Genomic DNA, 25,306 nt, shown 5'->3' on the forward strand with positions numbered 1-25,306 from the left:
TTTGCGTTGAACCATGGATCTTCGATCGGAGCATCGGGACTGCCGATCTTCGTGTTCGTGCTGGCTTGCCTTGAGTGAAACGGTGGCTGCGCGAGCCTGCGCCGCGACGCCATCCGATCACCTGGAGAAGAGAGCGTTCAGCTCCTGCTGGCCGATCTGGTCGGCCGCGAAATTGATCGTGCCCTGATCGCACAATTCGCGGACGCTGCGGCGCACAAGCCCAAGAGCGGATCGCGCTATGCTGCCACCGAGGCTGATCCGTTTCACGCCGATGTCGAGCAACACCGGCACGCTCAACGGAACGGGCCCCCAACCAATGACAATGTTGACCGGACCGTTGATTTCGCTGACCAGTGTCCTGATCGTGTCCAGGTCGTTGGGGCCGCACGGATACACACTGTCGGCCCCGGCCTCGAGAAACAGGTTCGCCCGCCTTATGGCGGTCGCCAGCGGATCGGGCACCCCTACAAGGAACGCATCGATCTTGGCGTTGAGGACAAAGGCGCCGCCGCTTGCTTCAATCGTGGTTTTTGCTGCCCTGATGCGCTCGACCGCCAGCCCCTCATCGTAAAGGCCTTCGGCGCGGGGATTGTTGTCCTCAATATTGCCGCCAGCCAGGCCAGCCGCCATGGCAAGCCTGATCGTTTCGGCAACCGTTTGTGCGTCGGGGCCGTAGCCGTCCTCAAGATCGCCATTCACCGGCAAGGAGACGGCATCGACGATCTGCCGAAGCCGTTGGAACATCTCCTCACGCGTCAGCACAGATCCAGCATCGCGAATGTCGAAGTCCGGCTTGCCAAGCGAGAACGCGATCCCGGCACTGGTGGTGCCGATTGCCGGCAAGCCTCCATCGGCGAGGATGACGGCGCTTCCGGCGTCCCATGCATTGGGCATGACGAAGCCTTGTTCGGCAAGGTGGAGCGCCTTGAACACCTTCGCCTTTTCGATCTGCATATCCACGCGTCTGTCCTCCGCAATTCACCGGTGAAGAGACTGCTATTAGCCTTGACTGCATTCGTCCAATTTCTAATATCTTTCGACCTCATAGATTTTATTTATAGGCCGAAATGGACGCTGAAGCCCTGAACACGTTTCTGACCATCCACCGGCAGCGTGGATTTTCCAACGCGGCCCGGGTTCTGAACCGCACGCAGCCGGCCATCTCGCATCGTATAAGTCTGCTCGAACAGGAACTCGGGATGCCACTCTTCGAGCGCATGTCCAATGGCATCGCGCTAAGCCAGGCGGGACGCGTCTTGCTGCCTTATGCAGAGCGTGCGCTTGCTGCCCTTCAGGACGCAGAGAGGGCCGTAAGAGCACTTAAGACCGAGAATGCCGGGCCCTTGTCGCTGGCGGTGGTGGGCACTTTGGCGAGCACCAGGCTTACAGCCATCCTGAAGAAGTTCGCCGCCAGTCATCGTTCAGTGGACCTGGCATTGCAGACGGTTCGCAGCACCGAGGTCAGCGATCTGGTAAGGCGTGGCGAAGCCACCATCGGAATTCGCTATGACCGCGACCGCTCCCCTGACCTGCAGTATGAGCGCCTTGGCGTGGAAAGGCTGCTGGTCGTCTGCTCGACGGAGCACGCCTTGGCCGCTCGGTCGATCGAGTCGCTCGCCGAATTGGTCGAAGAAAGGTGGATAGCTTTCCCGGAGATCCCGGGGCAGCGAGAGATCTGGGCCTCACATGTGTTCAGCATCTTTCAAACGCTTGGACTGGGCGAAGTCGACTGGACCCCGGTCGACAGCCTGACCGCCCAGAAGCGCCTGGTCGAAGCCGGATTTGGCCTCGCCTTGATGACTGAGAGCGGTGTCGCGGAAGAACTCGCCGCCGGAACGCTCGCCACGATCGATGTTAGAGATTTGGCGCTTACCATCTCGATCTTCATCGTTACGCGTCGAGACGGATTCCTCAGTGCGGCCGCCAACAGGTTGCGGGAGCAGTTGGGCACAGATTACCTCGACGCGATCGTGCCAAGGCGACATGCTTGAGCCTCGACGGCATCATGGCCGGGGCGGTCAGCCCAACGGTCACACCCGTGCGGCGGTTACCGATCCTGGAGCCATTCACCGTTTCAGGGAAACGGCACCTGCTCCAACTCTTTGTTTTGAAAATTCCCAAGGGAAAGCACTGTGCTTTCCCTTGGAAACGGCCGGCGCGCTGACGCGCGCCAGCCGTTTTGGCGTCAAGCGTGGCGGATCTCGGTTCCCAGTACCTTCAGGCATTCGCGGATGAACGCGGCAAGCGCCGTCCAGCCCTTGGCGGAAACCATCGTCCCGTCGACATAGGCATCGGTGGGAGACAGGTCGATGTAAGTGCCGCCGGCAAGCGTCACCTCCGGCTCGCAAGCCGCGAGAGCCCCAACCTTCTTGCCGCGGACGACGCCATCGACGGCGATCAGAATCTGGACACCGTGGCAGATCGTGAAGATGGGCTTCTTGGTCTCATGGAAATGGCGCACGATCGCCTGCACGCGCTTGTCGGTACGAATGTATTCCGGCCCGCGGCCGCCCGCGCAGTAGACGGCATGATACTGGTCGAGTTGCCTTTCGGCGTCCGAGAACGTCTTGTTGATCAGCGCATAGTGGCCGAGCTTTTCAGTATAGGTCTGGTCGCCCTCGAAGTCGTGCAGCGAGGTCTTGATCAGGTCTCCGGCGTTCTTGTCGGGACATACCACATGAACCGTGTGGCCCACAGCCTCCATCGCCTGCTGGTAGACAAAGATCTCGTATTCCTCGGTGAACTCACCGGTCAGCATCAGTATTTTCTTGCCTGACATGGCTCTTCCTCCTGTTGGCGTTGGGCGAGGCGCGGATCGCCTCGGCTGTCTTCGAAATCGAAACGGATCAGAATGGCGAATCCGGGAAACGGGTGCTCGGCGCGCAGCACCGGTTCGACGGCGCCGGACACGTCACCCGAGGGCAGCGTTTTCCTCCCTCTTGAGAGATATTGGCGGCAAGGGACATTGGTTCCGGCCTTAATCGAATGCCGGAAGCAAGCGGTCGCGCGAATGCTCGATATGGACGCGCATCGCCTTTTGGGCGGCGTCGGGATCGGCCGCGCCGAAGGCGGCGAGGATCGCCTCGTGTTCGTCGAGCGCTTCCTCGGTCACGCGGGCATGATACATCAGGCGGAAGATATGGAAGTGGGTATGCTGGTGGCTCAGCGTCTGCCGGATGAGTTCGTTTTCGGAGAACTCCATGATCTTGTCGTGGAAGATCGCGTCCTGCCGGGCGAAATTCGAATAGCGCAGGCGCTCGTCCTTGCCTTCGCGCCGTGACATCACGCCGGCCGCTTCCAGCAAGATGTTGAGCTTGGCTTCGTCCATGGCAGCGGCGGCTTTCGCCGCGGCATGCGGCTCAAGCAGAAGACGCATCTCGTACAATTCGTCGAACCGGCGCCGTGTGATTTGCGGTGCCGCGCGATAGCCGATCAGATGCGTCTTGAGCACAAGGCCTTCGCCTTCGAGGCGGCCGAGTGCCTCGCGGATCGGCGTGTGCGAGACGTTGAATTCCTTGACCAGGCTGTCGACGGTGATGCGCGAACCCGGCGCGATCTTGAGCGCCATCAGCTGCGCGAAGATCGCTTCGTAGACATCCTCGACCAGGCTGTTGGAGCGCTGGATGCGACCGCCGGCGGCGGTCGTTTCGGTCGTGTCGGTTGAGTTCGCAGCCTGCATCTTTTGCCTCTTGACAGTGCGGACTGCTAACACGATGCTCCGGCGGATGCAATCCTATATCCTATACGATTTTAAAGCGGATATGTTTCTCGAACCGTTACATGGGGTGCTGCAGGATGTCCTGGCGCCGTTGCTGACAGATGGCGGATCCGTCGCGACAACCCTTCCAGTTCAGCCGCCGCCAAAGGACAAAGGATCGTCATGAGCCTCTTCGCCGCCCTCCGGCTTCCGCCTGAAATCCTGTTCGGGAAAGGCCAGCGCCATGCGCTGCCGACAGTCGCCGGCAGGTTCGGCCGACGCGCCCTGGTCTGTACCGACGAGCGTTTCGCCGGCACGGCGGTGTTCGCGGAAATCGTCAAATCGCTCCAGGCCGCCTCGCTCGAGGTGCTGGTGCATGACCGCGTGCTTCCCGACGTGCCGCGCGACAGCGTCGGCATTTGCGTCGACGAGGCCGAGAAATTCCAGCCCGAGATGGTGATCGGCATCGGCGGCGGCAGCTGCCTCGATTTCGCCAAATGCGCCGACTTGCTGCTCAGCCATGGCGGCAAGCTCCAGGACTACTATGGCGAGTTCAAGGTACCCGGCCCGACGCTGCCGCTGATCGCCGTGCCCACCACGGCGGGCACCGGCTCCGAAGTGACGCCCGTCGCGGTGATCTCCGACCCTGACCGGACGCTCAAGGTCGGCATATCGAGCCCCTATCTGATCGCCGCGGTTGCCTTGTGCGACCCCGAACTGACGATGACCTGCCCCCCTGCCCTGACAGCGATAGCCGGCGCCGATGCCCTGACCCATGCGATCGAGGCCTTCACCGCGAAGTGGCGCGGCGAGGACCCCAGCCTGCCGCAACAGCATGTCTTCATCGGCAAGACCGCGCTGACCGACCACTTCGCCCTGTTGGCCATAAAACTGCTGGGCCGCAGCCTGGAGAAAGCCTGCACCGACGGCACCGATGCCGATGCGCGCGCCGATGTGATGATGGGCGCGCTTGCGGCGGGCTGCGCATTCGGCACCGCCGGCACGGCGGCGGCGCATGCCGTGCAATATCCTGCCGGCGCCCTCACCCACACCGCGCACGGATTGGGCGTCGCGACGATGATGCCCTACGTCATGACCTACAACAGCCGCGTGGTCGCCGCCGAAATGGCCGAGATCGGCGGCGCGCTTGGGCTTGAGGCCAAGGGACGGAGCGCCGAGGAGATGGCGGACGCCACCATCAAGGAAATCCGGCGGCTATTCACTGCGATCGGCATTACGCCGACGCTGGCCGATCTCGGCCTTCCCGCCGACAAGCTCGACTGGACCGCCGATCAGGCGCTCGGCATCGACCGCCTGATCAAGAACAACCCGCGCCCCTTCGATCTCGCCGCCATGCGACGCCTGGTTCAGGCAGCCCATGACGGCGACCTCGCAGCCTGCGCCATGTAATCCACGGAACAAGACCATGAACCTTCCTCCGAATGCGCTGTGGATCGACCAGGACGACTATGACGTTCGCGGCTTTTCGCACGGACTTTACATCGACGGCAGATGGCGACCATCTTCCGATGGCCGGGTCATTGGCGTCGTCGATCCTTCGTCGGGGTCCGTGATTGCTGCGGTTCCCGACGCGACGCTCGACGACGCCTTGGCCGCGGTCGATGCCGCGGCCAAGGCGGCGACGGCATGGCGGGAGACGGCGCCACGCAAGCGCTCGGAAATCCTCCGGCGCTGTTTCGAACTGATGGTCGAACGGTCGGAAACGCTTGCCATGCTGATCTCGCTGGAGAACGGCAAGGCTCTGCGCGACGCGCGCGGCGAGGTTGCGTACGCCGCCGAGTTCTTCCGCTGGAACGCGGAAGAGGCGGTTCGCATCACTGGCGAGTTCGGCACCGCGCCGTCCGGCACCAACCGCATCGTGGTCGACTATGAGCCGATCGGCATCTGCGTGCTGATCACGCCCTGGAATTTTCCTGCCGCGATGGCGACGCGAAAGATCGCGCCGGCATTGGCGGCCGGCTGCACGGTGATCCTGAAGCCGGCCAGCGAAACGCCGCTGACGGCCTATGCGCTGGCCGCGCTCTACAGCGAGGCCGGCGTGCCGGCTGGCGTCGTCAACGTGCTCACCACGACAAGTCCCGGTCCGCTGACTTCGGCCATGCTGGCCGATCCGCGCGTCAGGAAGCTTTCCTTCACCGGTTCGACAGGCGTCGGGCGAACCTTGCTTGGCGAAGCCGCCAAGCATGTGGTCTCCTGCTCGATGGAACTCGGCGGCAATGCACCCTTCGTCGTTTTCGACGATGCCGACCTCGATGCCGCGCTCGACGGCGCCATGATCGCGAAGATGCGCAATGCCGGCGAGGCCTGTACGGCCGCCAACCGTATCTATGTCCAGTCGGGCATCCATGACGCGTTCGCTGACGGCCTTCGCGAGCGCATGGCAGCTCTTAAGGTCGGACCAGGCATGAGTGCGGATACCGAGTGCGGACCGATGATCACCAGAAAGGCGGTCGACAAGATCGACCGCCTGGTCAAGGACGCCGTGGGCCGGGGAGCCAAGGTGCTTTGCGGCGGCTCGATCCCGGAAGAGGAAGGTTTCTTTTATCCGCCGACGGTCCTGTCGCAGGTTTCGCCCGACGCTGACATGGCGCATGAGGAGATCTTCGGGCCGGTAGCGCCCATCACGCGATTCGAGACCGAGGCCGAGGCCGTAATGCACGCCAACAACACGGAATACGGCCTTGCCGCCTACATCTATACGCGCGATGTGGCCCGAGGATTGCGGGTGGCATCGAGGATCGAGGCCGGCATGATCGGCCTCAATCGGGGGCTGATGTCGGACCCTGCGGCGCCCTTCGGTGGCGTCAAGCAGAGCGGCCTGGGCCGCGAGGGCGGCCAGCATCACGGCATCGCCGAGTTCATGGAGGCGAAGTATATCGCCGTTACCTTCTGATCATGCAGAAAGACCCCTTCCGCACCCGCAACCACGTCGCCGACTTCGATGACATCGTGGCCGATATCGTGGCGCGCAGCACTGCTACCCGGGCGACGTTGCCCATGGTGGCCGATATCGCCTATGGCAACGGCGCGGCCGAGAGGCTCGACCTGTTCTTTCCGCCGGGCGGGCGCAAGAATCTACCGGTTCATATCTTCATCCACGGCGGCTATTGGCGCATGTTTTCCAGGAGCGACTATTCCTATGTGGCGGACACAGTCACCAAAGCCGGTGCGATCGCGGTCATCGTCGACTATGCGCTGATGCCCGAGTTCAGGATGGCGGCGATCGTGGAACAGGTGCGGCGCGCCAAACAATGGGTGCTGGACAACATCGTCGACCATGGCGGCGATCCCGGCCGGATAAGCGTCAGCGGCCATTCTGCCGGTGCGCACCTGGCCACATTCCTGTTCGAAAAGACGCCAATGCCATCACGCATCCGTGCAGCACTGCTGCTGGGTGGCCTCTATGACCTGAAGCCCCTGCAGAGATCCTTCCTCGAACCGTTGATCGGCATCACCGACGAGGAGGCAGCCGCCTTCACGCCAATGACGCGACAGCATGACCCGAAGACGGCAGTGACCATTCTCGTCGGGGACCAGGAAACGCCACCCTTTCACCAGCAAGCGACCGACTTCGTAACGCTCTTGCGCGCACAGGGGCACGATGTCCGCGACCTCCGCCTGAATGATCGGAACCACATGAACAGCGTACGGGATCTGGGCATCGTCGGCACGCAAGCTGGCGATTGCCTGATGCAGACGATTGCAACAACCCTCGTCTAACGAGGCTTCGCCCTTCCTGCGAACAGAGCTTCAGCGATCGTCTATCTCTAGAGGAGGTGACCACCGACCTTGGTGAAGAGTATCGAGATGGCGATCGATGGGCATAGCCTTATCCCGCGACCAGGCGACTCGCCCAGCGAAACAGCTTTGCTCTCATTGGCCATTCAGCGGATTCGATTTGCTTGGTGATCCCTCACCCTTAGGGCAAACTCCCTGCCGGGGCTGCAGGAGGTGAAATGAGAGCACGCGCAGCGACGCTCGGGGATCTCGAGGATGTCTTTCATGGCCTGTCCAAGCGCATGTCGGAGGAATACGCGGCGGCCGGCAAGGACAGCAAGATCGCCTACGACAATCTGATGATGAACCTGAAGGAAGGCCGGGCGCACGCGCTGATCGAGGGCGAGAAGGCCGTGGCGATCATCGCCTGGCATGAGAACAGCGACGCAGCCGATACGCTGTTTGCCGCCCAGGAGGACTTCTTCCGCGCCTCGACCGTACGCTTCTGCAAACGGCATATCAGGCATATCCAGGCGCTCGCCGGCAACCTTCCCATCCATTCGCGCAGCTGGCTGCAGGGGCCTGACGTCGCCCGATGGTTTGGCATTATCGGCTATGTCGAGCGCGGCCAGCAGAATGGCGCCAACCTGTTTGAGCTGCCGCCGGCCCGCGCCAGCTAAAGACCCCTGGCTGGTGGCTCTTCGGCTCCAAGCGTTTAACTCGGGGGCCTTGCGAATTGCACACTCGGCCGCCTTGGACTGCCTCAGCAAGCGGCTTGCACAGGGCGACGATTGGCGGGATGTTAATGGGGGCAACCGGGGCCAAACCGGCAGGCCGAGATCGTTATGGCTGCTGGAAAATGTCGCGAGCTTGCTTCGCCCTTCTTGCGTTTGTTGCCTTGCTGACGCCGGTAGAGGCAAGCGAGCGCATGTCTCATCTGCTTGACCGCTCCAACCTGCCGATCTCCTATTTTCGCGAATCGGATCTTGTGACCGCATACACGACTGCAATGGCGCGCTTCCGTCTGCAGTTCGCAGGACGTGCGGGCGAAACCAATCTTGCGGTCTCTCTCGAACCATTGCTTTTGCGGCCGGAATTCCGTGCGCGGACCTGGCGCTCGGCGGACGGCAGCTTGTTGCAAGGCTTCGCCGGCAAGGGCGGCTTCCGATTGACGATCGGTAACTGCCTAGTGCGTATCTGCGCTGCCAGCGAATGCAGCGATGCCGGTTGGCCGGTTTACACCTGCAGCGACGGACGCAAGCGCAAGATGTCCGTCACGGATTTTGTGACGGCAAGCTTCGATGGCGTCCCCTATCATCGATTGAGCGCCACCCCTTCACAGAAATGAGGGTGCGAGGTGCCCACCATCCTGCCGAGGCAGGCGTTCGGGGCGGTATTCCTTTCCCGCACCGCGAACGCCTTCCCCAGTCAACAATTGCCCGCCTCACGCCCGGCGCTGCGACTCCCCGCCGCAGCCGCGCAGGGCGTTGCGGCGCTGGAATCGATGCGCGGCATCATCTTTTCCCCGCGAACACGGTCCAAATGGAATAGGATGGTGGCGTGCCATCCGAACGCGGACACGTGTTGCATTCGTGACAGGCAGCCGGAAAACCGGTGACAAGCGCCGCCGGAACGTGTTGAAGGTGACGGTCGGCACAGAGAGGGACGCGCCATCGGGTTGCACTCGGCAAGTGTTGATGGTTTGTTGCCGGTCTGCGGAGAACGAGTGATGCGAGAATCGATCGGTCAAGACGAATATGGGTCGGCGAACCCCTTCGATCCGGACGACCTGCCCAATCTGAATGCGATCGGGCCAGGGATCGGCAACAATGATTTCGAGAAATACGCGGTCGCCGTCATCATCGTGTTCGGCGCCCTGATCATCGGCGGGCTGATGGCCGCGTCGATGACCTTCGGACATCGCAACGGGTTCCTCTTCGCGCTGGGCGGCGCCACATCGGCCTGGATCTCCGGAAACGCGCTTCTGCTTGACCGGCCGCGCATCTACGCGCTGTTCGTAGGCATCGCCGCCCTGATGCTGATCGCATCGACCATCACGCTGGTTACCTGACGGTCCTTGCCGGGCCGTCACCCTGTCCGAGAGTCCACCCCGGCATCAATATCCGAGCGCCTCGCCAGAGGCCGCCCGGCTGTCGATGGCGCCATTGTACCGCGCGCCGCCGCCTTTCCCGATTTCTGCGAGGCTTTTGCCGCCGACCAGGATGCCGGCCGCCTGGCCCCAGGTCTGGTCGCCGAGATCAAGGTGGTAGCCCATGCCGGCCAGCAGCCTTTCGGTGTCCGGCGACAGGCCGAACGGCTCGACATAGACCTTATCGGGCAGCCATTGATGGTGGATGCGCGGCGCGTCGATCGCTTCCTGGATGTTCATGCCGTGGTCGATGACGTTGACGATCGCTTCCAGCGTGATGGTGATGATGCGCGAGCCGCCGGGGCTGCCTATGACCATGAACGGCTTGCCGTCCTTGGCGACGATGGTCGGGCTCATCGATGACAGCGGCGTCTTCTTCGGCTGGATGGCATTGGCCTCGCCCTGGACCAGCCCATAGAGGTTGGGCACGCCCGGCTTCTGGGTGAAATCATCCATCTCGTTGTTGAGCAGGATGCCGGTGCCGTCGGCGACGACGCCGGCGCCGAAGGAGCCGTTCAGCGTGTAGGTGACCGCGACCGCGTTGCCGTCCTTGTCGATGATCGAATAGTGCGTGGTCTCCTTCGACTCGCCAAAGCCTTTCGGCATCAGGTCCTGCGACACGCCGGCCCGGAATGGGTCGATCTTGTCGCGGATGCCCTTGGCGTAAGCCTTGTCCAGCAGTTTCGAAACCGGATTGTCGACGAAATCGGGATCGCCGAGCGCGGAATTGCGGTCGACATAGGCATGGCGCATCGCCTCGACCATGACATGCACTGTCTCGGCCGAGCCGGCGCCGAGATAGGACAGCGGGTAGCCCTCCAGCACGTTGAGGATTTCGCAGATGATGATGCCGCCGGAGCTTGGCGGCGGCGAGGACGTGATTTCGTAGCCGCGATAGGTGCAGGTGACCGGCTTCAGCTCGCGCACCGCATATTGCTCGAAATCCTGCTTGGCCAGTATACCGCCCTTGGCGCCGCTCGCCTTGACGATGGCGTCGGCGATGGCGCCCTTGTAGAAGGCGTCGGGACCTTTCTCGGATATCGCCGAGAGCGAGGCGGCAAGGTCTGGCTGGGTCAGCCGCTCGCCGATGCCATAGGGCTTGCCGTCGGGTTTCAGGAAGGCGGCCGCTGCCGCCGGGTCCTTCGCCAGCCTTTCCGCGCTACCGGCGAACGAGGCGGCATCGCCCTGATTGAGGATGAACCCGTCCTTGGCATAGCCGATCGCCGGCGCCATCAGATTCTGCCTGGACAATGTGCCATATTTTTCGCGCGCCATTTCGAAGCCGGCCACCGAGCCAGGCACACCGACGGCGAGATAGCCGTCGAGGCTGGCGCCCTTCACCGGATTTCCGTCCTTGTCGAGATACATGGTCTTGGTCGCCGCCAGCGGCGCGCGCTCACGGAAATCGAGGAAGGTCGATTTGCCATCGGCGAAACGGATGGTCATGAAGCCGCCGCCGCCGATATTGCCGGCATTGGGGTAGACGACAGCCAGCGCATAGCCGACGGCGACCGCCGCATCGACGGCATTGCCGCCCTTCTTCAAGACCTCGACGCCGACTTCCGACGCCAGGTGCTGGGCCGTCACCACCATGCCATGCTCGCCCTTGGCAGGGGCCGGCGAGGCGGCAAGGACGCTCGTCAAGGGCGCCAGCGCGAAGGTGATGGAAAGACTGGCGGCGATCAGTGTCCGACGGGTGAGATGCATGGCGGGTCCTCCTGGCGGGGACGCCTAGAAGAACCCGTCGCAGCGGCCGAGTCCACCATCAACGGTGGGCCAGGCGGATCAATTCAGATGTCAGGCGTGTCAGACAATTCCCCCCGAGCCGCCGGCGACAGCCGGGCGTTCGGCCGCGACCTTGGCGCGGTAGCCCGCCGCCCGGTAGGCGGCGACGGGATCGATGGCGCCCCCGGTCTTCAGCCGCGCCATGGCCAGGATCGGCTCGACATCGGTGCGGTAGGCCGCCTTCAGCGTCTGGGTCGCCATCAGCGCGTCATTGCCGTCCTGAAAACCTTCCAGCGCCTTGCGATCGACCAGCAGCGCCTGCGCATAGGCGCGCTGCACCTCGACCGCCGACAGCATCAGGCTTTCGATCGGGTCGGTGACGTTGTGGCTCTGGTCGAGCATGTGGGCCGGATCGAAACCCTCGGCGCCGGACAGTTCGGCATCGACCAGTTCGTTGAAGACCAGGAACAGCCGGTAAGGATCGATCGAACCGGCGTCGAGGTCGTCGTCGCCATATTTCGAATCGTTGAAGTGGAAGCCACCCAGTTTCCTGAACTGGATCAGCCGAGACACGATCATCTCGATGTTGACGTTGGGTGCATGGTGGCCGAGATCGACCAGGCAGAACGCCTTGTCGCCGAGTTCTTTGGAAATGAGGTAGTTAGTGCCCCAATCCTGCACGACCGTGGAGTAGAAGGCCGGCTCGTACATCTTGTGTTCGGTGAACAGCTTCCAATCGGCGGGCAGCCCGGCATAAACCGCCTTCATGGCGTCGAGGTAGCGCTCGAAGGCCTTGGCGAAATTGACTTGGCCCGGAAAGTTCGAGCCGTCACCGATCCACACCGTCAGCGCCTTGGAGCCGAGCGTCTTGCCGATCTCGATGCATTCGAGATTGTGCTCGACCGCTTGCCGGCGCGTGCCGGCGTCGGCATGCGACAGCGAGCCGAATTTGTAGGAGAGTTTCTGGTCGCGGGCATCGGAGAAGGTGTTGGAATTCATCGCGTCGAAGCCGAGGCCAAAGCGCGAGGCCGCCTGCTTCAGCCGGTTCGGGTCGGCCTTGTCCCATGGAATGTGCAGCGAGACGGTCGGCGTCGCCTGCGTCAGCTGGCTGATGACGGCGCAATCCTCGATCTTGTCGAAGATGTCGCGGGGCTCGCCGGCGCCGGGAAAGCGGGCAAAGCGCGTGCCGCCGGTGCCGACGCCCCAGGAGGGAATGGCGACCGCGAATTTCTCGACCTTGTCGCGGATGGCGTCGATGGCTATGCCGCGGCGGTCGAGACGCTCGCCGAGCGAGGCGTAGTCGCGTTCGAGCTCGGCTTTGCGGGCGGCATTGTGGCTGCCAACGAGGTCGGCGGAGATGATGGTTTCGGACAAGTGCAGGTTCCTCCCAAATGCGTTCCGTCAGCGCCGCCCCTCATCCGGCCCTTCGGGCCACCTTCTCCCCGTGAACGGGGAGAAGGGAAGCGCTCCAAATCAGCGCGTAAAGCTCTGCGCGTTGCCGGCGTCGACGTTGATGATGTTGCCGGTCGATTTGGCCGACATGTCGGAAGCGAAGAAATAGATCGCCTCGGCGATGTCTTCGGGGAAGACCGAGCGCTTCAGCATCGAGCGCGAACGATAATGTTCTTCGAGGTCGTCCGTGGACATCTTGTAGGCGGCGGCGCGCTGTTCCTTCCACTCCCCGGTCCAGATCTTCGAGCCGCGCAGCACCGCGTCCGGATTGACGACATTGACCCTGATCTGCGCTTCCGCGCCTTCCAGCGCGAGACAGCGGGCGAGATGGATCTCGGCGGCCTTGGCCGTGCAGTAGGCGGCGGCATTGGGCGACGCGGCAAGACCGTTCTTGGAGGCGACGAAGACGACATTGCCGCCGATCTTCTGCACCCTGAACAGCCGGAAGGCCTCCCGCGAGACCAGGAAGTAACCGGTCGACAGGATGTCCATGTTCTTGTTCCACAGCGCCAGCGTCGTCTCCTCGATCGGCGCCGAGGAGGCGAGACCGGCGTTGGAGACCAGAATGTCGATGCCGCCGAATTCGACCGCCGTCTCGGCAAAGCCGGAGACCACCTGATCTTCCGAGGTGACGTTGATTACAACCGGACGGACGAAATCCTTGCCATAGGCTTTTGCCAGCTCTTCATTGGCGCTGGCCAGCGCAGCCTCATCGATGTCGGCCAGCACCACGCAGGCGCCTTCGCGCAGCAGGCGGTTGGCGGTCGCGCGGCCGATGCCGCCGGCGCCGCCTGTGACCAGCGCGATCTGGCCGGCGAGCGACTTCGGCTTCGGCATGCGCTGCAACTTCAGATCCTCGAGCAGCCAGTATTCGATGTCGAAAGCTTCCTGCGCAGGCAGGCCGACATAGGACGACACCGTCGAGGCGCCGCGCATGACGTTGATGGCGTTGACGTAGAACTCGCCCGAGATGCGCGCCGTCGCCTTGTCGCCGGCGAAGGTGAACATGCCGACGCCGGGCATCAGATAGACCACGGCATTGGGATCGCGGATGGCGGGCGAGTCCGGATGCTTGCAGATGTCGTAATAGGCCTGGTAACCGACGCGGTATTCGGCGATGTCGTCGGCGAGGCGGGCGATGACCGCATCGACATCAGGTTTTGCCGGATCGAATTCGATGACCAGCGGGCGGATCTTGGTGCGCAGGAAATGGTCGGGGCATGAGGTGCCCAGTACCGCCAGCGGGCGCAAATCCCTGGAGTTGACGAATTCGAGCACGGCGGCGGAATCGTCGAAATGGCCGAGCTTGTGGCTCTTCTCCGAGATCAGGCCGCGGATTTTCGGCATCAGTTTCGCCGCGATGGCGCGGCGGGTGGCGGCATCCAGCGACTTGACCGCTTCGCCGCCGAAAATCGCCAGGCCCTCGGAGCGGCGCTCGAACCACTCGATCGCCTGGTTGATCACCGAAATCGTCGTCTCGTAACATTCCTTGGGCGTGTCGCCCCAGGTGAACAGACCATGGCTTTCGAGGATGACACCCTTGGCGGCGGGATGTTCGAGGCAGAACTTCTCCAGCCACAGGCCAAGCTCGAAGCCTGGCCGCTTCCACGGCAGCCAGCCGATAGCCTCGCCGAATATCTCCTTGGTCAGCGCTTTGGAATCCTTCGCCGCGGCAATCGCGATGATGGCATCGGGATGCATGTGGTCGACGAAAGGCTTCGGCACATAGGCGTGCAGCGGCGTGTCGATCGAGGCCGCGCGCGGATTGAGGTTGAAGGTGCAGTGGGGCAGATATCCCACCATCTCGTCCTCATGCTCGACGCCGCGATAAAGGCCTTTCAACGCGCGCAACTTGTCCATGTAGAGCGTGGCAAAACCGTCGAGCTTGATGGAGGCGCTGTCACCGCCCGAGCCCTTGACCCAGAGCACTTCGACAGTCTCGCCGCTGAGCGGATCCTTCTGCCAGATCTTGGAGGAGGTGTTGCCACCGCCATAGTTGGTGACGCGCTTGTCGGAACCCAGCGTGTTCGAGCGATAGACCAGAAGCTCTGGGTCGCTCATCCCCTTGGCTTTCGCATCATCCCACAGATTGGCAAGGCGCGAGCCGGAGCGCTTGTCGAGCATAGGTATCCTCCCTGGGACGCAAAAAGCCGCGGTCCATTTTGCCCGGAATGTCTACGCAAGCGCCTCGCTTGTCAATCATAAACGATCAAGATCGATCATATTGCACTGCACAATGAAATTATATGATCGGAAATGATTGACACTGCTCGTTTTGAGTGCCTAGATGGCCAGGCAGGGAGGAACCATGCACGAAAAAGAGCGCCACAGGATCATTCTGTCCGCCGTCCAGGAAAAGCCTGTGGTGACGGTGCAGGAGATGGTCGACCTGACGGAGTCCTCCGAGGCGACGATCCGGCGCGACATCGCGGCCCTGCATGTGCAGAAGCGCCTGCGCCGGGTGCGCGGTGGCGCCGAGGCGATCTCGCCGCCGCAGTTCATCGGCCTCGCCGGCCGGCCCTTTTCCGTCAACGAAACGATCAACGCTTCGCAGAAGCGCGCGATCGCCCGAGAAGCGGTCGAATTGTGCGGGGATGGCGAGCCGATCATCATCAATGGCGGCACCACCACCTTCCAGATGGTGCATTTCCTGACCGGGCGGCGCATGCCGATCTTCACCAATTCGTTCCCGATCGCCGAGCATCTGCTCAAGCACTCGAAGAACACGGTGATGCTGTCGGGCGGCACCATCTATCGCGAGCAGAACATCATCCTGTCGCCCTTCGACAATGACGTGACGCGCAATTTCTATGCGCGCCGCATGTTCATGGGCGCGCAAGGACTGGGACCGCTCGGCCTGATGGAAGGCGACCCTTTGCTGATCCAGGCCGAGCAGAAGCTGATCGACCAGGCCGACGAACTGGTGGTGCTGGTCGACTCCTCGAAATTCCGTAAGCGCTCCAGCCTGATCCTGTGCGGCCTGTCGCGCATCGCCACCGTCATCACCGATGACGGCATCGAGGATCGCGAAGCCAAGATGTTGGAGACCGCTGGCGTGACGCTGATCGTCGCCCGCAAGACGGCAAAGGAAGAATCTTCACTGCAGGCCTGAGACACCTCACGCCCGCAGCGGCGATGGAATGCAACGCTCAAGGGAGGATATACGATGAGCTTTTTGAAGAAATTGATGGTGACGGCCGCATTCTCGGCCGCCATGTTCGTGAATGCCGCCTATGCCGAGAACGTCAAGATCGCACTGGTGGTGAAGTCGCTCGGCAATGGCTTCTTCGACGCCGCCAACAAGGGCGCCGAAGAGGCGGCCAAGGAACTCGGTGATGTCGACATCATCTATACCGGCCCGACCAAGGCAACCGCCGAGGCGCAGATCGAAGTGGTCAATTCGCTGATCGCGCAGAAGGTCAACGCCATCGCCATTTCCGCCAATGACGCCGACGCGCTGGTGCCGGTGCTGAAGAAGGCCATGGAGCGCGGCATCACCGTCATCTCGTGGGATTCCGGTGTCGCCAAGGAAGGCCGTCAACTGCATCTCAACCCGTCCGACACCGGCCTGATCGGCGAGACCATCATCAAGCTCGCCGCCGACTATCTGCCGGAAGGTGGCGATGTCGCCATCCTGTCGGCCTCCTCGACCGCGACCAACCAGAACGCCTGGATCGATGCGGCCAAGAAGGTGCTGCCGGAGAAATTCCCCAAGATCAAGCTCGTCGCCACCGTCTATGGCGATGACGATTCCGCCAAGAGCACCGACGAAGCCAAGGGCCTGCTGAAGTCCTATCCGAACCTCAAGGCGATCATCGCGCCGACCACCGTCGGCGTCGTCGCCGCCGCCCAGGTCGTCACCGACGAGAAGCTGATCGGCAAGGTCAATGTCACGGGCCTCGCGCTGCCGTCCGAGTTCAAGAAGTTCATCGACAACGGGGCCAGCCAGGCGGTCGCGCTGTGGAACCCGATCGACCTCGGCTACTCGGCCGTCTACCTCGCCCACGACCTGGCGGTGAAGAAGGAAGAGGCCAAGCCCGGTGCGACGCTGTCGATCGGCCGTGTCGGCAAGGTCACGCTCGACGATACCAACTCGGCCGCGATGGCTCCGCCCTTCCAGTTCGACAAGACCAACATCGAGAAGTTCTCCAAGATCTATTGATCTCAGACCCTCTCAAGCTGTCGCGGCGGGGCTCACGTCCCGCCGCGGCTTCAAACGGACCTTGTTTCAGGGCTTGATACGACCATGGACACGACAGCCCAGCACGGCACGGTGAAGGAGGGGCCAGCGGCCTCCACGCCACGCCTGACGCTGTCCGGCATCTCCAAGAGTTTCCCCGGTGTGCGCGCGCTGCACAATGTCAGCCTGTCGCTCTATCCTGGCCAGGTGACGGCGCTGATCGGCGAGAACGGCGCCGGCAAGTCGACGCTGGTCAAGATCATGACGGGCATCTACCAGCCGGATTCGGGCACTATCAGCATCGACGGCCAGGCTGTCGCCTTGCACAGTGCGCATGCCGCCTTCGGCCATGGCGTCACAGCCATCCATCAGGAAACGGTGCTGTTCGATGATCTGAGCGTCGCCGAAAATATCTTTCTCGGCCACGCGCCGCGCACACGGCTAGGCACCATCGACTGGCGCACGATGCGGAAAGATGCGCGCGAAGTGCTCGACACCATGCATGCCGGCCATATCGACGCCGATGCGCGTCTGAAGGACCTCGGCATCGCCAACAAGCATCTGGTCGCGGTGGCGCGCGCCATGTCGATCGACGCGCAGATCGTCATCATGGACGAGCCGACCGCCGCGCTTTCGATGAAGGAGATCGAGGAGCTGTTTTTGCTCATCGAATTCCTCAAGGAGGAAGGCAAGGCGATCCTGTTCATCAGCCACAAGTTCGACGAGATCTACCGCATCGCCGACCGCTACACGGTGTTCCGCGACGGCGAGATGGTCGGCGAAGGGCTGATCAAGGATGCCGGCCAGAGCCAGATCGTGCGCATGATGGTCGGTCGCTCGGTCGATCATATCTTTCCGCAGCGCAAGGCCGAGATCGGCGCGCCGATGCTGTCGGTCTCCGGCCTGTCGCACCCAACCGAATTCAACGATATCGGCTTCGAGCTGCACAAGGGCGAAATCCTCGGCTTCTACGGCCTCGTCGGCGCCGGGCGCAGCGAGGTGATGCAGGCGATATCGGGCATCACCCGAACCTCTGGCGGCACAATCACGCTGGAAGGCAAGGTGATCGCGCCGAAATCGGCGGCGGATTCGATCGAGGCGGGCATCGTCTATGTGCCGGAGGAACGCGGCAAGCAGGGCGTGGTGATCGGCCTGCCAATTTTCCAGAACGTCTCGCTGCCCTCGCTCAAGCGTACCTCCAAGTCAGGCTTTCTGCGGCTGGCTGAGGAATTTTCGCTCGCCCGCTCCTACACCGAGCGGCTTGACCTCAGGGCCTCCTCGCTCAGCCAGGATGTCGGCACGCTGTCGGGCGGCAACCAGCAGAAGATCGTCATCGCCAAGTGGCTGGCGACAGCGCCAAAGGTGATCATCCTGGACGAGCCGACCAAGGGCATCGACATCGGTTCCAAGGCGGCCGTACACGGCTTCATGGCCGAGTTGGTGGCGCAGGGCCTGTCGGTGATCATGGTGTCGTCGGAACTGCCGGAGATTCTCGGCATGTCGGACCGCGTCGTGGTCATGCGCGAGGGGCTTGTCGCGGCGGTCTATGACAATAAGGGGCTGGACGCCGAGACGCTGGTCCGGACGGCAGCGGGGATCGCGGCATGAAAGCCTTTCTCAAATACCGCGAGATCTGGCTGGCCGCGGCGATCATTGTCTTGATCGGGCTGATCTCGACCCGCTTCCCGGCCTTCGCCGACCCCGGCAATCTGCGCCAGGTGTTCAACGACACTTCGATCCTGATGATCCTGGCGCTCGGCCAGATGGTGGTCATCCTGACCCGCTCGATCGACCTGTCGATGGCCTCCAATCTCTGCTTCAGCGGCATGGTGGTGGCGATGCTGAACGCCGCGCATCCGGCGATCCCGATCCCGCTGCTGATCGTCATCGCGCTCGCCGTCGGGCTGGTGCTCGGCGCCATCAACGGCCTTCTGGTGTGGCGGCTGAACATTCCTTCGATCGTGGTGACTTTGGGCACGCTCACCATCTATCGCGGCGCCACCTTCGTCCTGTCCGGCGGCGCCTGGGTCAATGCCGACAAGATGAGCCCGGATTTCATCGGCTTCCAGCGCGCCGCGTTCCTCGGCATTCCGGTGCTGTCATGGATCGCCATCCTGGTCATCGCGCTGTTCTTCGTGCTGATGACACGCACCGCGCTCGGCCGCTCGATCTACGCCATAGGCGTCAACCCGACGGCGTCGGTCTATACCGGCATCGATGTCGGCCGCACGAAATTCATCGTCTTCTGCATCTCGGGCATGATCGGCGGGCTTGCCGGCTATCTCTGGATCTCGCGCTACGTCATCGCCTCGGTCGAAGTCGCCAACGGCTATGAGCTCAACATCATCGCGGCCTGCGTCATCGGCGGCATCTCGATCGCCGGCGGCATCGGCTCGGTCGGCGGCGCGGTGCTCGGCGCCCTGTTCCTCGGCATCATCTCCAACGCGCTGCCGGTCATCAACATCTCGCCCTTCTGGCAGATGGCGATTTCGGGCAGCGCCATCATCCTGGCCGTCGTGCTCAACGCGCGCGGTGAACGCCAGCAAGGCCGCATCATCCTGAGAAAGGTGGAGGCGGCATGACCGACATCCCTGCCCCGCGCCACATCCCCGACCGGCTCGACAAGCCGTTTCGCTCGGCGATCTTTTCCTGGGAGGCTCTGCTGGTCGTGGTGGCTATCGCCATCTTTGCAATCAACAGCTTTGCCTCGCCCTATTTCCTCGACCCTTATTCGCTGTCGGACCTGACCTTCAATTTCACCGAGAAGGGCCTCATCGCCTTTGCCATGGCGTTGCTGATCATTTCGGGCGAAATCGACCTGTCGGTGGCCGCGATCATCGCACTGGCTTCGACCATGATGGGCATGGCGGTGCAAGCGGGTGCGGGCACGCCGGTGCTGGTGCTGATCGGCATCGTCGTAGGCCTCGGCTGCGGCGCCTTCAACGGGCTGCTGGTGACACGGCTCGGCCTGCCGTCGATCGTCGTAACCATCGGCACGATGAGCCTGTTTCGCGGCATCGCCTTCATCATTCTCGGCGACCAGGCCTATAAGGGCTATCCTGAAAGCTTCGCCTTCTTCGGCCAGGGCTATGTCTGGTGGGTGGTGTCGTTCGAGCTGGTGCTCTTCCTCATCGCGGCGGTCGTCTACTGGTTCCTCCTGCACCGCACGAGCTTCGGCCGCCGCGTCTTTGCCATCGGCAACAATCCGGTCGCGGCGCAGTTTTCCGGCGTGCGCGTCGGCCGCATCAAGTTCATCCTGTTCTGCCTGACCGGGCTGATGTCGGGTATAGCCTCGGTGCTGATCACCTCGCGGCTCGGCTCGACACGGCCCTCGATCGCGCAAGGCTATGAGCTGGAAGTCATCACCATGGTGGTGCTTGGCGGCGTCAGCATTCTGGGCGGCGCCGGCAGCATTGTCGGCGTCGTGCTCGCCGCCTTCATCATGGGGCTGGTGACGTTCGGGCTCGGCCTGCTCAACGTGCCCGGCATCGTCATGTCGATCTTCATCGGCCTGCTGCTGATCATCGTCATCGCGCTGCCTATCGTCTGGCGGCGACTGCGTGGTAGCAGCTGATGCCTGAGAAATACGCGTTCAAGATGAAGCTGAAACCGGGCATGAAGGCCGAGTACAGGAAGCGCCATGACGAGATCTGGCCGTCGCTGATCGCGCTGTTGAAACAGGCCGGCGTGTCCGACTATTCGATCCATCTCGATGAAGAGACCGACATCCTGTTCGGCGTACTGTGGCGGCGGGACGATCATGGCATGGCCGAATTGCCTGGGCATCCGGTGATGCAGCGCTGGTGGGCACACATGGCCGACATCATGGAAACCAGGCCTGATAATGAGCCAGTGGCCGTGCCGTTGGAAACCGTGTTCCATATGGCATGAGTGCTCTGCGCCACATCGCCGTCATCGACATCGGCAAGACCAACGCCAAGGTGGCGCTGGTCGATCTCGCCACGTCGAGCGAGGTGGCGCTGCGCCGCATGGCCAATGCCGTCGCTACGGAGGGCCCCTACCCGCATCACGATGTCGAGCGCCTTTGGGCCTTCATCCTGGCCAGCCTCAGGGACATCAACCGTGAACAGCACATCGACGCCATCTCGATCACCACCCACGGTGCGACTGGCGTACTGGTCGACTCATCTGGCGAACTGGTGCTGCCGGTGCTCGACTATGAGTTCGACGGCCCCGACAGGCTGGCGGCGGACTATGATGCGATCCGCCCGCCTTTCGCCGAGACCGGTACGCCACGCCTGCCGCTCGGCCTCAATCTCGGCGCGCAGTTCTTCTGGCAGCAGAAGCGTTTTCCAGCCGAGTTCGCGCATGCGACCACCATTCTGATGTACCCGCAATATTGGGCGCTGCGCCTGACTGGGGTCGCCGCGAACGAGGTGACTTCGCTGGGCTGCCACACCGATCTGTGGAACCCGTGGACAGCTGACTTTTCGTCGCTGGTCGATCGGTTGGATTGGCGCGGCCTGATGGCACCGGTGCGGCCGGCCAGGGACCGCCTCGGTCCAATCCTGCCAGCGCTTGCCGCGCGCACCGGCCTTGATCCGCAAACGCTGGTGTTCTGCGGTCTGCACGATTCCAACGCCTCGCTGCTGCCACATCTTCTCTCCGATGCGCCACCCTTCTCGGTCGTCTCGACCGGCACCTGGGTGGTGTCGATGGCGGTCGGCGGCAGACCGGTCAAGCTCGACCCGGCGCGCGACACGCTGGTCAATGTCAATGCGCTTGGCGACCCCGTCCCCTCGGCCCGTTTCATGGGCGGGCGCGAGTTTTCCGTGCTGACGGAAAGCCGGCCGGAGACTTGGAGCAACGATGATGTCCGGGCCGTGCTCGCGCGAAAGACTTTGCTGCTGCCGTCGACGCAGCAGGGATCAGGGCCGTTCCCGCATGCGGCCGCGATATGGCTTGATGCCGACAGTATGAACAATGGCCAGCGCTTTGCCGCCATCTCGTTCTATCTGGCGCTAATGACGGCGACCTGCCTTGAGCTGATCGGGGCTGATGGCCCAACCACGGTCGAAGGCCCCTTTGCCCGCAACCAGCTGTTTGTCGGCATGCTGGCCGCAGCGACCGCACGCGGTGTCGTCGCATCCGAGGCCGCCACCGGCACCAGCATCGGTGCGGCACTGCTGGCGTCCGATCAGGTCACGGCCCGTGGCAAGGGGGAAAGAACAGAGCCGCCGACCGACCCGGCCTGGGCCGACTATACCAGCGCGTGGCGCGCGGCGGTCGAAGCGCGGGGCTGATCACAGAATCCGCTTTCCGAAGGCCGACATGACGAAGTTCACCGTGTCGATGCCGATCCTGGGCTCCATACCCCCGGTCAAGCCCGAAACGTCCATCGACAGCAGGCTGCCGGAAAGCGCGATCGCTTCCATCGCCTGATGCGTCTCGCGCACCGTCAGCCCGCCGGAACCGGCCGCCCAGCCGGCGAATTCGGTCGCCGTCGGCGAATAGCTGACATGAAAGCCTTGCGTGCCCGAAGTGGCTATGCGGATCGCCTCATGCATCAGGTCGCGCATGCCCATGGCGTCGATATCGGTCATGGTGAAGGCCGACACCCGCGAATCCTTCAGCACCCGCGCTTCGGCCGGATCGGCATGGCGCAGGCCAACAATGACGACATTCTCCGGCGACAGTTGCGGCTGCAGCGCGCCGGCCTTGTGGTCGAGACCGAGGGTGCGGGCAAGCACCGAGGCCTCCGGCAGGTCTATGCCCTCCTCGTCTTCAGGCATCAAGGCGGCGATGGAATCGATCCAGATCAGGCCGAAGGAGTGCGTCGCGCGCGCCGTCGCGGTCAGCGCCTTGTGGGCGATGCGGCGGTCGGCACCGGCACTCAACCGGATCAAGCCCGAGGGCGGCCGCTCGACATCGGCGAGTTCGACGACGTCGAAATTCATCGCCTCCAGCCGCGCGCCGGCTCCCTCGCGGGCAAGAATGCCGGCGGCTTCCTGTTCGGCCGAGATCGACACCATCTTGCGGCCCGAAAAGTCGGCGACGTCATGCATCGGGGCCTTTTCGACATATTCCGATGTCATCGCCAGCAGCATGGCGCCGTAACTCATACGGAAGGCGACGCGATCTCCCACGGCGGGGCGCGGGTCGGCGTCCTGCACGTCGAGCAGCAGGTGGTCGCTGGACGCGCCGAGCACCCTGATCCCCTTGGCGATCGGCGTCAGTCCTTCGACCAGCACATCCTCGCGGCCGATATTGGCGATGGCGCGCAGCCTGTCGCCTTCGTCGGCAAAGACCGGCTGGTTGCCGAAGGCGTCGTAGCCGGACTCGCCGATCGGCCGCGACGGCTTCAGCTTGACCTCGATGATGTCGCTGGTCAGGCGGCAGGCATCGGGCTCGAGTTCGGCCCATGGGACATCGCGGAAGGTTTCGACGCCGCCTTGCAGGATCGCCTCGCCGACCCTGAGATTGTTGATGCCGGCCGGGAGCCTGCCTTCGAGCAGCAGCGTCAGCGACGACGAGGCGCCGCCAGAAATGAAGTCGAGGCTTTTGCCCGACAGGCGCTCGGTCTTGTAGGCGTGGGCGACGAGCTGGCCGAGATTCTCCGGTGTCGGCATGATGGCGCCGAAACAGCCGAGATTGGTGCCGATGCCGGCGACGCGGACGCCCTTGAACTCGAGGATCCGCTCGACGGTGGGGATCAGGTCGCTCGGCCAGATGCCCTCGCGGAGATCGCCGAGGTCGATCATCAGCATGATGTCGTGGACGCGGCCCATGCGCTCGGCGATGCGCGATATCTCGCGGATGGTGGCGAGCTCCGACTGCAGGCTGATGTCGACGGTGCGCACCACCTCCTCGATGCGCGCCATCGGCGGGCTGCGCAGCAGCATGATCGGCGCATTGATGCCGCTGTCGCGCAGCCGGCGGATGTTTTCGAAACGCGATTCGGCAATGCCGGCAACGCCGCCGCGCAGCATGGCGCGCGCCACTTGCGGCATGCCGCACGTGCCCTTGGTGACGCCGAACACCTTGATACCCGACAAAGCGCAGCGGTCGACAATGGTGCGGGCGTTGCGCTCGATACGGCCAAGGTCGATGGCGACTTGCGGTCCCGACATGCCTAGCCTCCGTAGACCAGTCCCTGCGTATCGATCTCGGGCTTGCGGCCGGCAACGAGGTCGGCCAGGAATTTTCCCGAGCCGCAGGCCATGGTCCAGCCGACATGGCCGTGGCCGGTGTCGAGATAGAGGTTCTTGTAGCGTGCCTGCCCAATGACCGGCACGGAGCCCGGCATCATTGGCCGCAGCCCTGCCCACAGCTCCGCCTTCTTCTCGTCGAAGGCGCCGGGAAAGAGATCCCTGGCGGTCCGGAACATGGTGGCAAAGTCACCGGGTTTGTAGGTGCGGTCGAAGCCGGTGAATTCTGCGGTCGAAGCCAGCCGCAGCCGGTTGCCGAGCCGCGAATAGGCCATCAGCTGGTCTTCGTCGGCGCCACCCATGGTCGGACCCTTGCTCTCATCTTCCAGCGGGATCGTCGCCGTATAGCCCTTCACCGGATAGACCGGCAGGTCGATGCCGTAGCGGCGGCCGAGCAGGCCGCTTTCCGGCCCCATGGAGATGACGACGGCGTCGCCCGTCACCGGTCCGGCCGAGGTCATCACCGCGCGCACCCGGTCGCCCTCGATATCGAGACCCTCGACGGTCGTGCCGTAGAGGAATTTCACGCCAAGCTTTTCGGCGGCATGGGCGGCAAGCTTTTCCACGAACTGCCGGGAATCGCCGGTCTGGTCGATCGGCGAATAGACGCCGCCGGCGATCTTTTCCTTCACCCCTGCAAGGCCCGGCTCGAGCTCGACCAACCGGTCGCGGCCGACGATCTCGATCGGCAGGCCATGCTCGGCCAGATAGCGGTAATTGTCGGTGCCGGTGTCGAGACTGTGCTGCGAGCGGAAGAAATACAGGATGCCCTTCTTACGCTCGTCATAGTGGATGCCGGTGTCGGCCGAGATGGCGTTGATGCAGTCGCGCGAATAGAGCGCCAGGCGCAGCTTGACCTGGCTGTTGGCGCGCAGGCGGGCCACCGTGCATTGGCGCAGGAAACGCAGGCTCCAGGCGAGGAAATAGGGATCGAAGCGCAGCCGCACCTTGATGCCGAGATCATGATTGTAGAGCCCGCGCAGGAACGTCTTCAAGGCGGCCGGCGAGGCCCAGGCGGTGGCGTCGCCCGGAGAAACCAAGCCGGCATTGGATTGGCTGGTGCCCCGCGCGGGCGCCGCATGGCGCTCGATCACCGTGACCTCGTGGCCGTCGGCGGCCAGGTAATAGGCCGCTGCCGTACCGACAACGCCGGCGCCGAGCACCGTTATCTTCATGCCATCCCCCAAAAGCTCTCG

23 protein-coding genes are annotated in these 25,306 nt (G+C 63.2%); 14 read left to right on the forward strand and 9 right to left on the reverse strand.

The genetic code is table 11. From position 1 onward, the window contains the following. Positions 1–117: 117 nt before the first annotated feature. Positions 118–954, reverse strand: a complete 837-nt coding sequence (locus QQK95_RS13720; protein ID WP_284273327.1) for an isocitrate lyase/PEP mutase family protein — start codon at positions 952–954, stop codon at positions 118–120. Between the two features lie 113 nt (positions 955–1,067). Between QQK95_RS13720 and QQK95_RS13725 the strand changes: the two genes are divergently transcribed. Next, positions 1,068–1,991 carry a LysR family transcriptional regulator gene (locus tag QQK95_RS13725; protein WP_284273171.1) on the forward strand — a complete coding sequence of 308 codons (924 nt, stop codon included), beginning with the start codon at positions 1,068–1,070 and terminating at the stop codon, positions 1,989–1,991. A 194-nt stretch (positions 1,992–2,185) separates the two neighbouring features. On the opposite strand, the gene QQK95_RS13730 is transcribed toward QQK95_RS13725, so the two are convergent. From QQK95_RS13730 to QQK95_RS13740, 3 genes are all read right to left on the reverse strand, one after another. Beyond that, the gene (locus tag QQK95_RS13730) at positions 2,186–2,779 is read right to left on the reverse strand and encodes a DJ-1/PfpI family protein (protein ID WP_284273173.1); all 594 of its coding nucleotides are present in this window, start codon (positions 2,777–2,779) and stop codon (positions 2,186–2,188) included. Further along, a complete protein-coding gene (locus tag QQK95_RS13735; RefSeq protein WP_284273175.1) occupies positions 2,758–2,910 on the reverse strand; it encodes a hypothetical protein in 153 nt (50 codons plus the stop codon). Before QQK95_RS13735 ends, QQK95_RS13730 begins: the two co-directional genes overlap by 22 nt. A 67-nt stretch (positions 2,911–2,977) precedes the next feature. Further along, positions 2,978–3,679, reverse strand: coding sequence for a GntR family transcriptional regulator (locus tag QQK95_RS13740; RefSeq protein ID WP_284273177.1), 702 nt, complete (start codon positions 3,677–3,679; stop codon positions 2,978–2,980). Between the two features lie 201 nt (positions 3,680–3,880). Here QQK95_RS13740 and QQK95_RS13745 point away from each other — a divergent pair, with 201 nt between their 5' ends. From QQK95_RS13745 to QQK95_RS13770, 6 genes are all read left to right on the forward strand, one after another. Continuing rightward, positions 3,881–5,107: an iron-containing alcohol dehydrogenase gene (locus QQK95_RS13745; RefSeq protein WP_284273179.1), complete on the forward strand. Its 1,227-nt coding sequence runs from the start codon at positions 3,881–3,883 to the stop codon at positions 5,105–5,107. A 16-nt stretch (positions 5,108–5,123) separates the two neighbouring features. Next, positions 5,124–6,611, forward strand: a complete 1,488-nt coding sequence (locus QQK95_RS13750) for an NAD-dependent succinate-semialdehyde dehydrogenase (protein WP_284273181.1) — start codon at positions 5,124–5,126, stop codon at positions 6,609–6,611. A 2-nt stretch (positions 6,612–6,613) separates the two neighbouring features. Beyond that, entirely contained in the window at positions 6,614–7,438 is an 825-nt protein-coding gene (locus QQK95_RS13755) for an alpha/beta hydrolase (protein ID WP_284273183.1), read from the forward strand. Positions 7,439–7,674: 236 nt separating this feature from the next. Continuing rightward, entirely contained in the window at positions 7,675–8,115 is a 441-nt protein-coding gene (locus QQK95_RS13760) for a hypothetical protein (RefSeq protein ID WP_284273185.1), read from the forward strand. A 248-nt stretch (positions 8,116–8,363) separates the two neighbouring features. Then, positions 8,364–8,783: a hypothetical protein gene (locus QQK95_RS13765; protein ID WP_284273187.1), complete on the forward strand. Its 420-nt coding sequence runs from the start codon at positions 8,364–8,366 to the stop codon at positions 8,781–8,783. 381 nt (positions 8,784–9,164) lie between these two features. After that, positions 9,165–9,506 carry a hypothetical protein gene (locus tag QQK95_RS13770; protein WP_080511918.1) on the forward strand — a complete coding sequence of 114 codons (342 nt, stop codon included), beginning with the start codon at positions 9,165–9,167 and terminating at the stop codon, positions 9,504–9,506. Between the two features lie 45 nt (positions 9,507–9,551). On the opposite strand, the gene ggt is transcribed toward QQK95_RS13770, so the two are convergent. The 3 genes from ggt to QQK95_RS13785 form a co-directional block, all read right to left on the reverse strand. Next, positions 9,552–11,291, reverse strand: coding sequence for a gamma-glutamyltransferase (gene ggt, locus QQK95_RS13775; RefSeq protein WP_284273194.1), 1,740 nt, complete (start codon positions 11,289–11,291; stop codon positions 9,552–9,554). A gap of 99 nt (positions 11,292–11,390) precedes the next feature. Beyond that, positions 11,391–12,683: an L-rhamnose catabolism isomerase gene (gene rhaI, locus QQK95_RS13780; protein WP_284273196.1), complete on the reverse strand. Its 1,293-nt coding sequence runs from the start codon at positions 12,681–12,683 to the stop codon at positions 11,391–11,393. 99 nt (positions 12,684–12,782) lie between these two features. Beyond that, a complete protein-coding gene (locus QQK95_RS13785) occupies positions 12,783–14,885 on the reverse strand; it encodes a bifunctional rhamnulose-1-phosphate aldolase/short-chain dehydrogenase (protein WP_284273198.1) in 2,103 nt (700 codons plus the stop codon). 184 nt (positions 14,886–15,069) lie between these two features. On the opposite strand from QQK95_RS13785, the gene QQK95_RS13790 reads away from it, so the two are divergent. From QQK95_RS13790 to QQK95_RS13820, 7 genes are all read left to right on the forward strand, one after another. Further along, on the forward strand, positions 15,070–15,873 hold the full coding sequence (locus tag QQK95_RS13790) for a DeoR/GlpR family DNA-binding transcription regulator (RefSeq protein ID WP_010913443.1): 804 nt from the start codon (positions 15,070–15,072) through the stop codon (positions 15,871–15,873). Between the two features lie 54 nt (positions 15,874–15,927). After that, positions 15,928–16,923, forward strand: a complete 996-nt coding sequence (gene rhaS, locus QQK95_RS13795) for a rhamnose ABC transporter substrate-binding protein (RefSeq protein ID WP_095775218.1) — start codon at positions 15,928–15,930, stop codon at positions 16,921–16,923. 84 nt (positions 16,924–17,007) lie between these two features. After that, positions 17,008–18,549 (forward strand): sugar ABC transporter ATP-binding protein, encoded by a 1,542-nt coding sequence (locus QQK95_RS13800; protein WP_284273205.1) that lies wholly within the window; start codon positions 17,008–17,010, stop codon positions 18,547–18,549. Then, entirely contained in the window at positions 18,546–19,523 is a 978-nt protein-coding gene (locus tag QQK95_RS13805) for an ABC transporter permease (protein ID WP_284273207.1), read from the forward strand. The genes QQK95_RS13800 and QQK95_RS13805 overlap by 4 nt, the downstream gene beginning before the upstream one ends. Continuing rightward, the gene (locus QQK95_RS13810) at positions 19,520–20,515 is read left to right on the forward strand and encodes an ABC transporter permease (RefSeq protein WP_284273209.1); all 996 of its coding nucleotides are present in this window, start codon (positions 19,520–19,522) and stop codon (positions 20,513–20,515) included. Before QQK95_RS13805 ends, QQK95_RS13810 begins: the two co-directional genes overlap by 4 nt. Then, on the forward strand, positions 20,515–20,832 hold the full coding sequence (rhaM, locus tag QQK95_RS13815; protein ID WP_284273211.1) for an L-rhamnose mutarotase: 318 nt from the start codon (positions 20,515–20,517) through the stop codon (positions 20,830–20,832). The genes QQK95_RS13810 and rhaM overlap by 1 nt, the downstream gene beginning before the upstream one ends. Continuing rightward, entirely contained in the window at positions 20,829–22,205 is a 1,377-nt protein-coding gene (locus QQK95_RS13820; protein WP_284273213.1) for an FGGY-family carbohydrate kinase, read from the forward strand. Before rhaM ends, QQK95_RS13820 begins: the two co-directional genes overlap by 4 nt. Here QQK95_RS13820 and QQK95_RS13825 read toward each other — a convergent pair whose 3' ends face one another. Further along, the gene (locus QQK95_RS13825) at positions 22,206–24,032 is read right to left on the reverse strand and encodes an alanine racemase (RefSeq protein WP_284273215.1); all 1,827 of its coding nucleotides are present in this window, start codon (positions 24,030–24,032) and stop codon (positions 22,206–22,208) included. A gap of 2 nt (positions 24,033–24,034) precedes the next feature. Further along, on the reverse strand, positions 24,035–25,285 hold the full coding sequence (locus tag QQK95_RS13830) for a D-amino acid dehydrogenase (RefSeq protein WP_284273217.1): 1,251 nt from the start codon (positions 25,283–25,285) through the stop codon (positions 24,035–24,037). Positions 25,286–25,306: the final 21 nt, after the last annotated feature.

The organism is Mesorhizobium huakuii (genome assembly GCF_030160235.1).
GTDB lineage: Bacteria > Pseudomonadota > Alphaproteobacteria > Rhizobiales > Rhizobiaceae > Mesorhizobium > Mesorhizobium huakuii.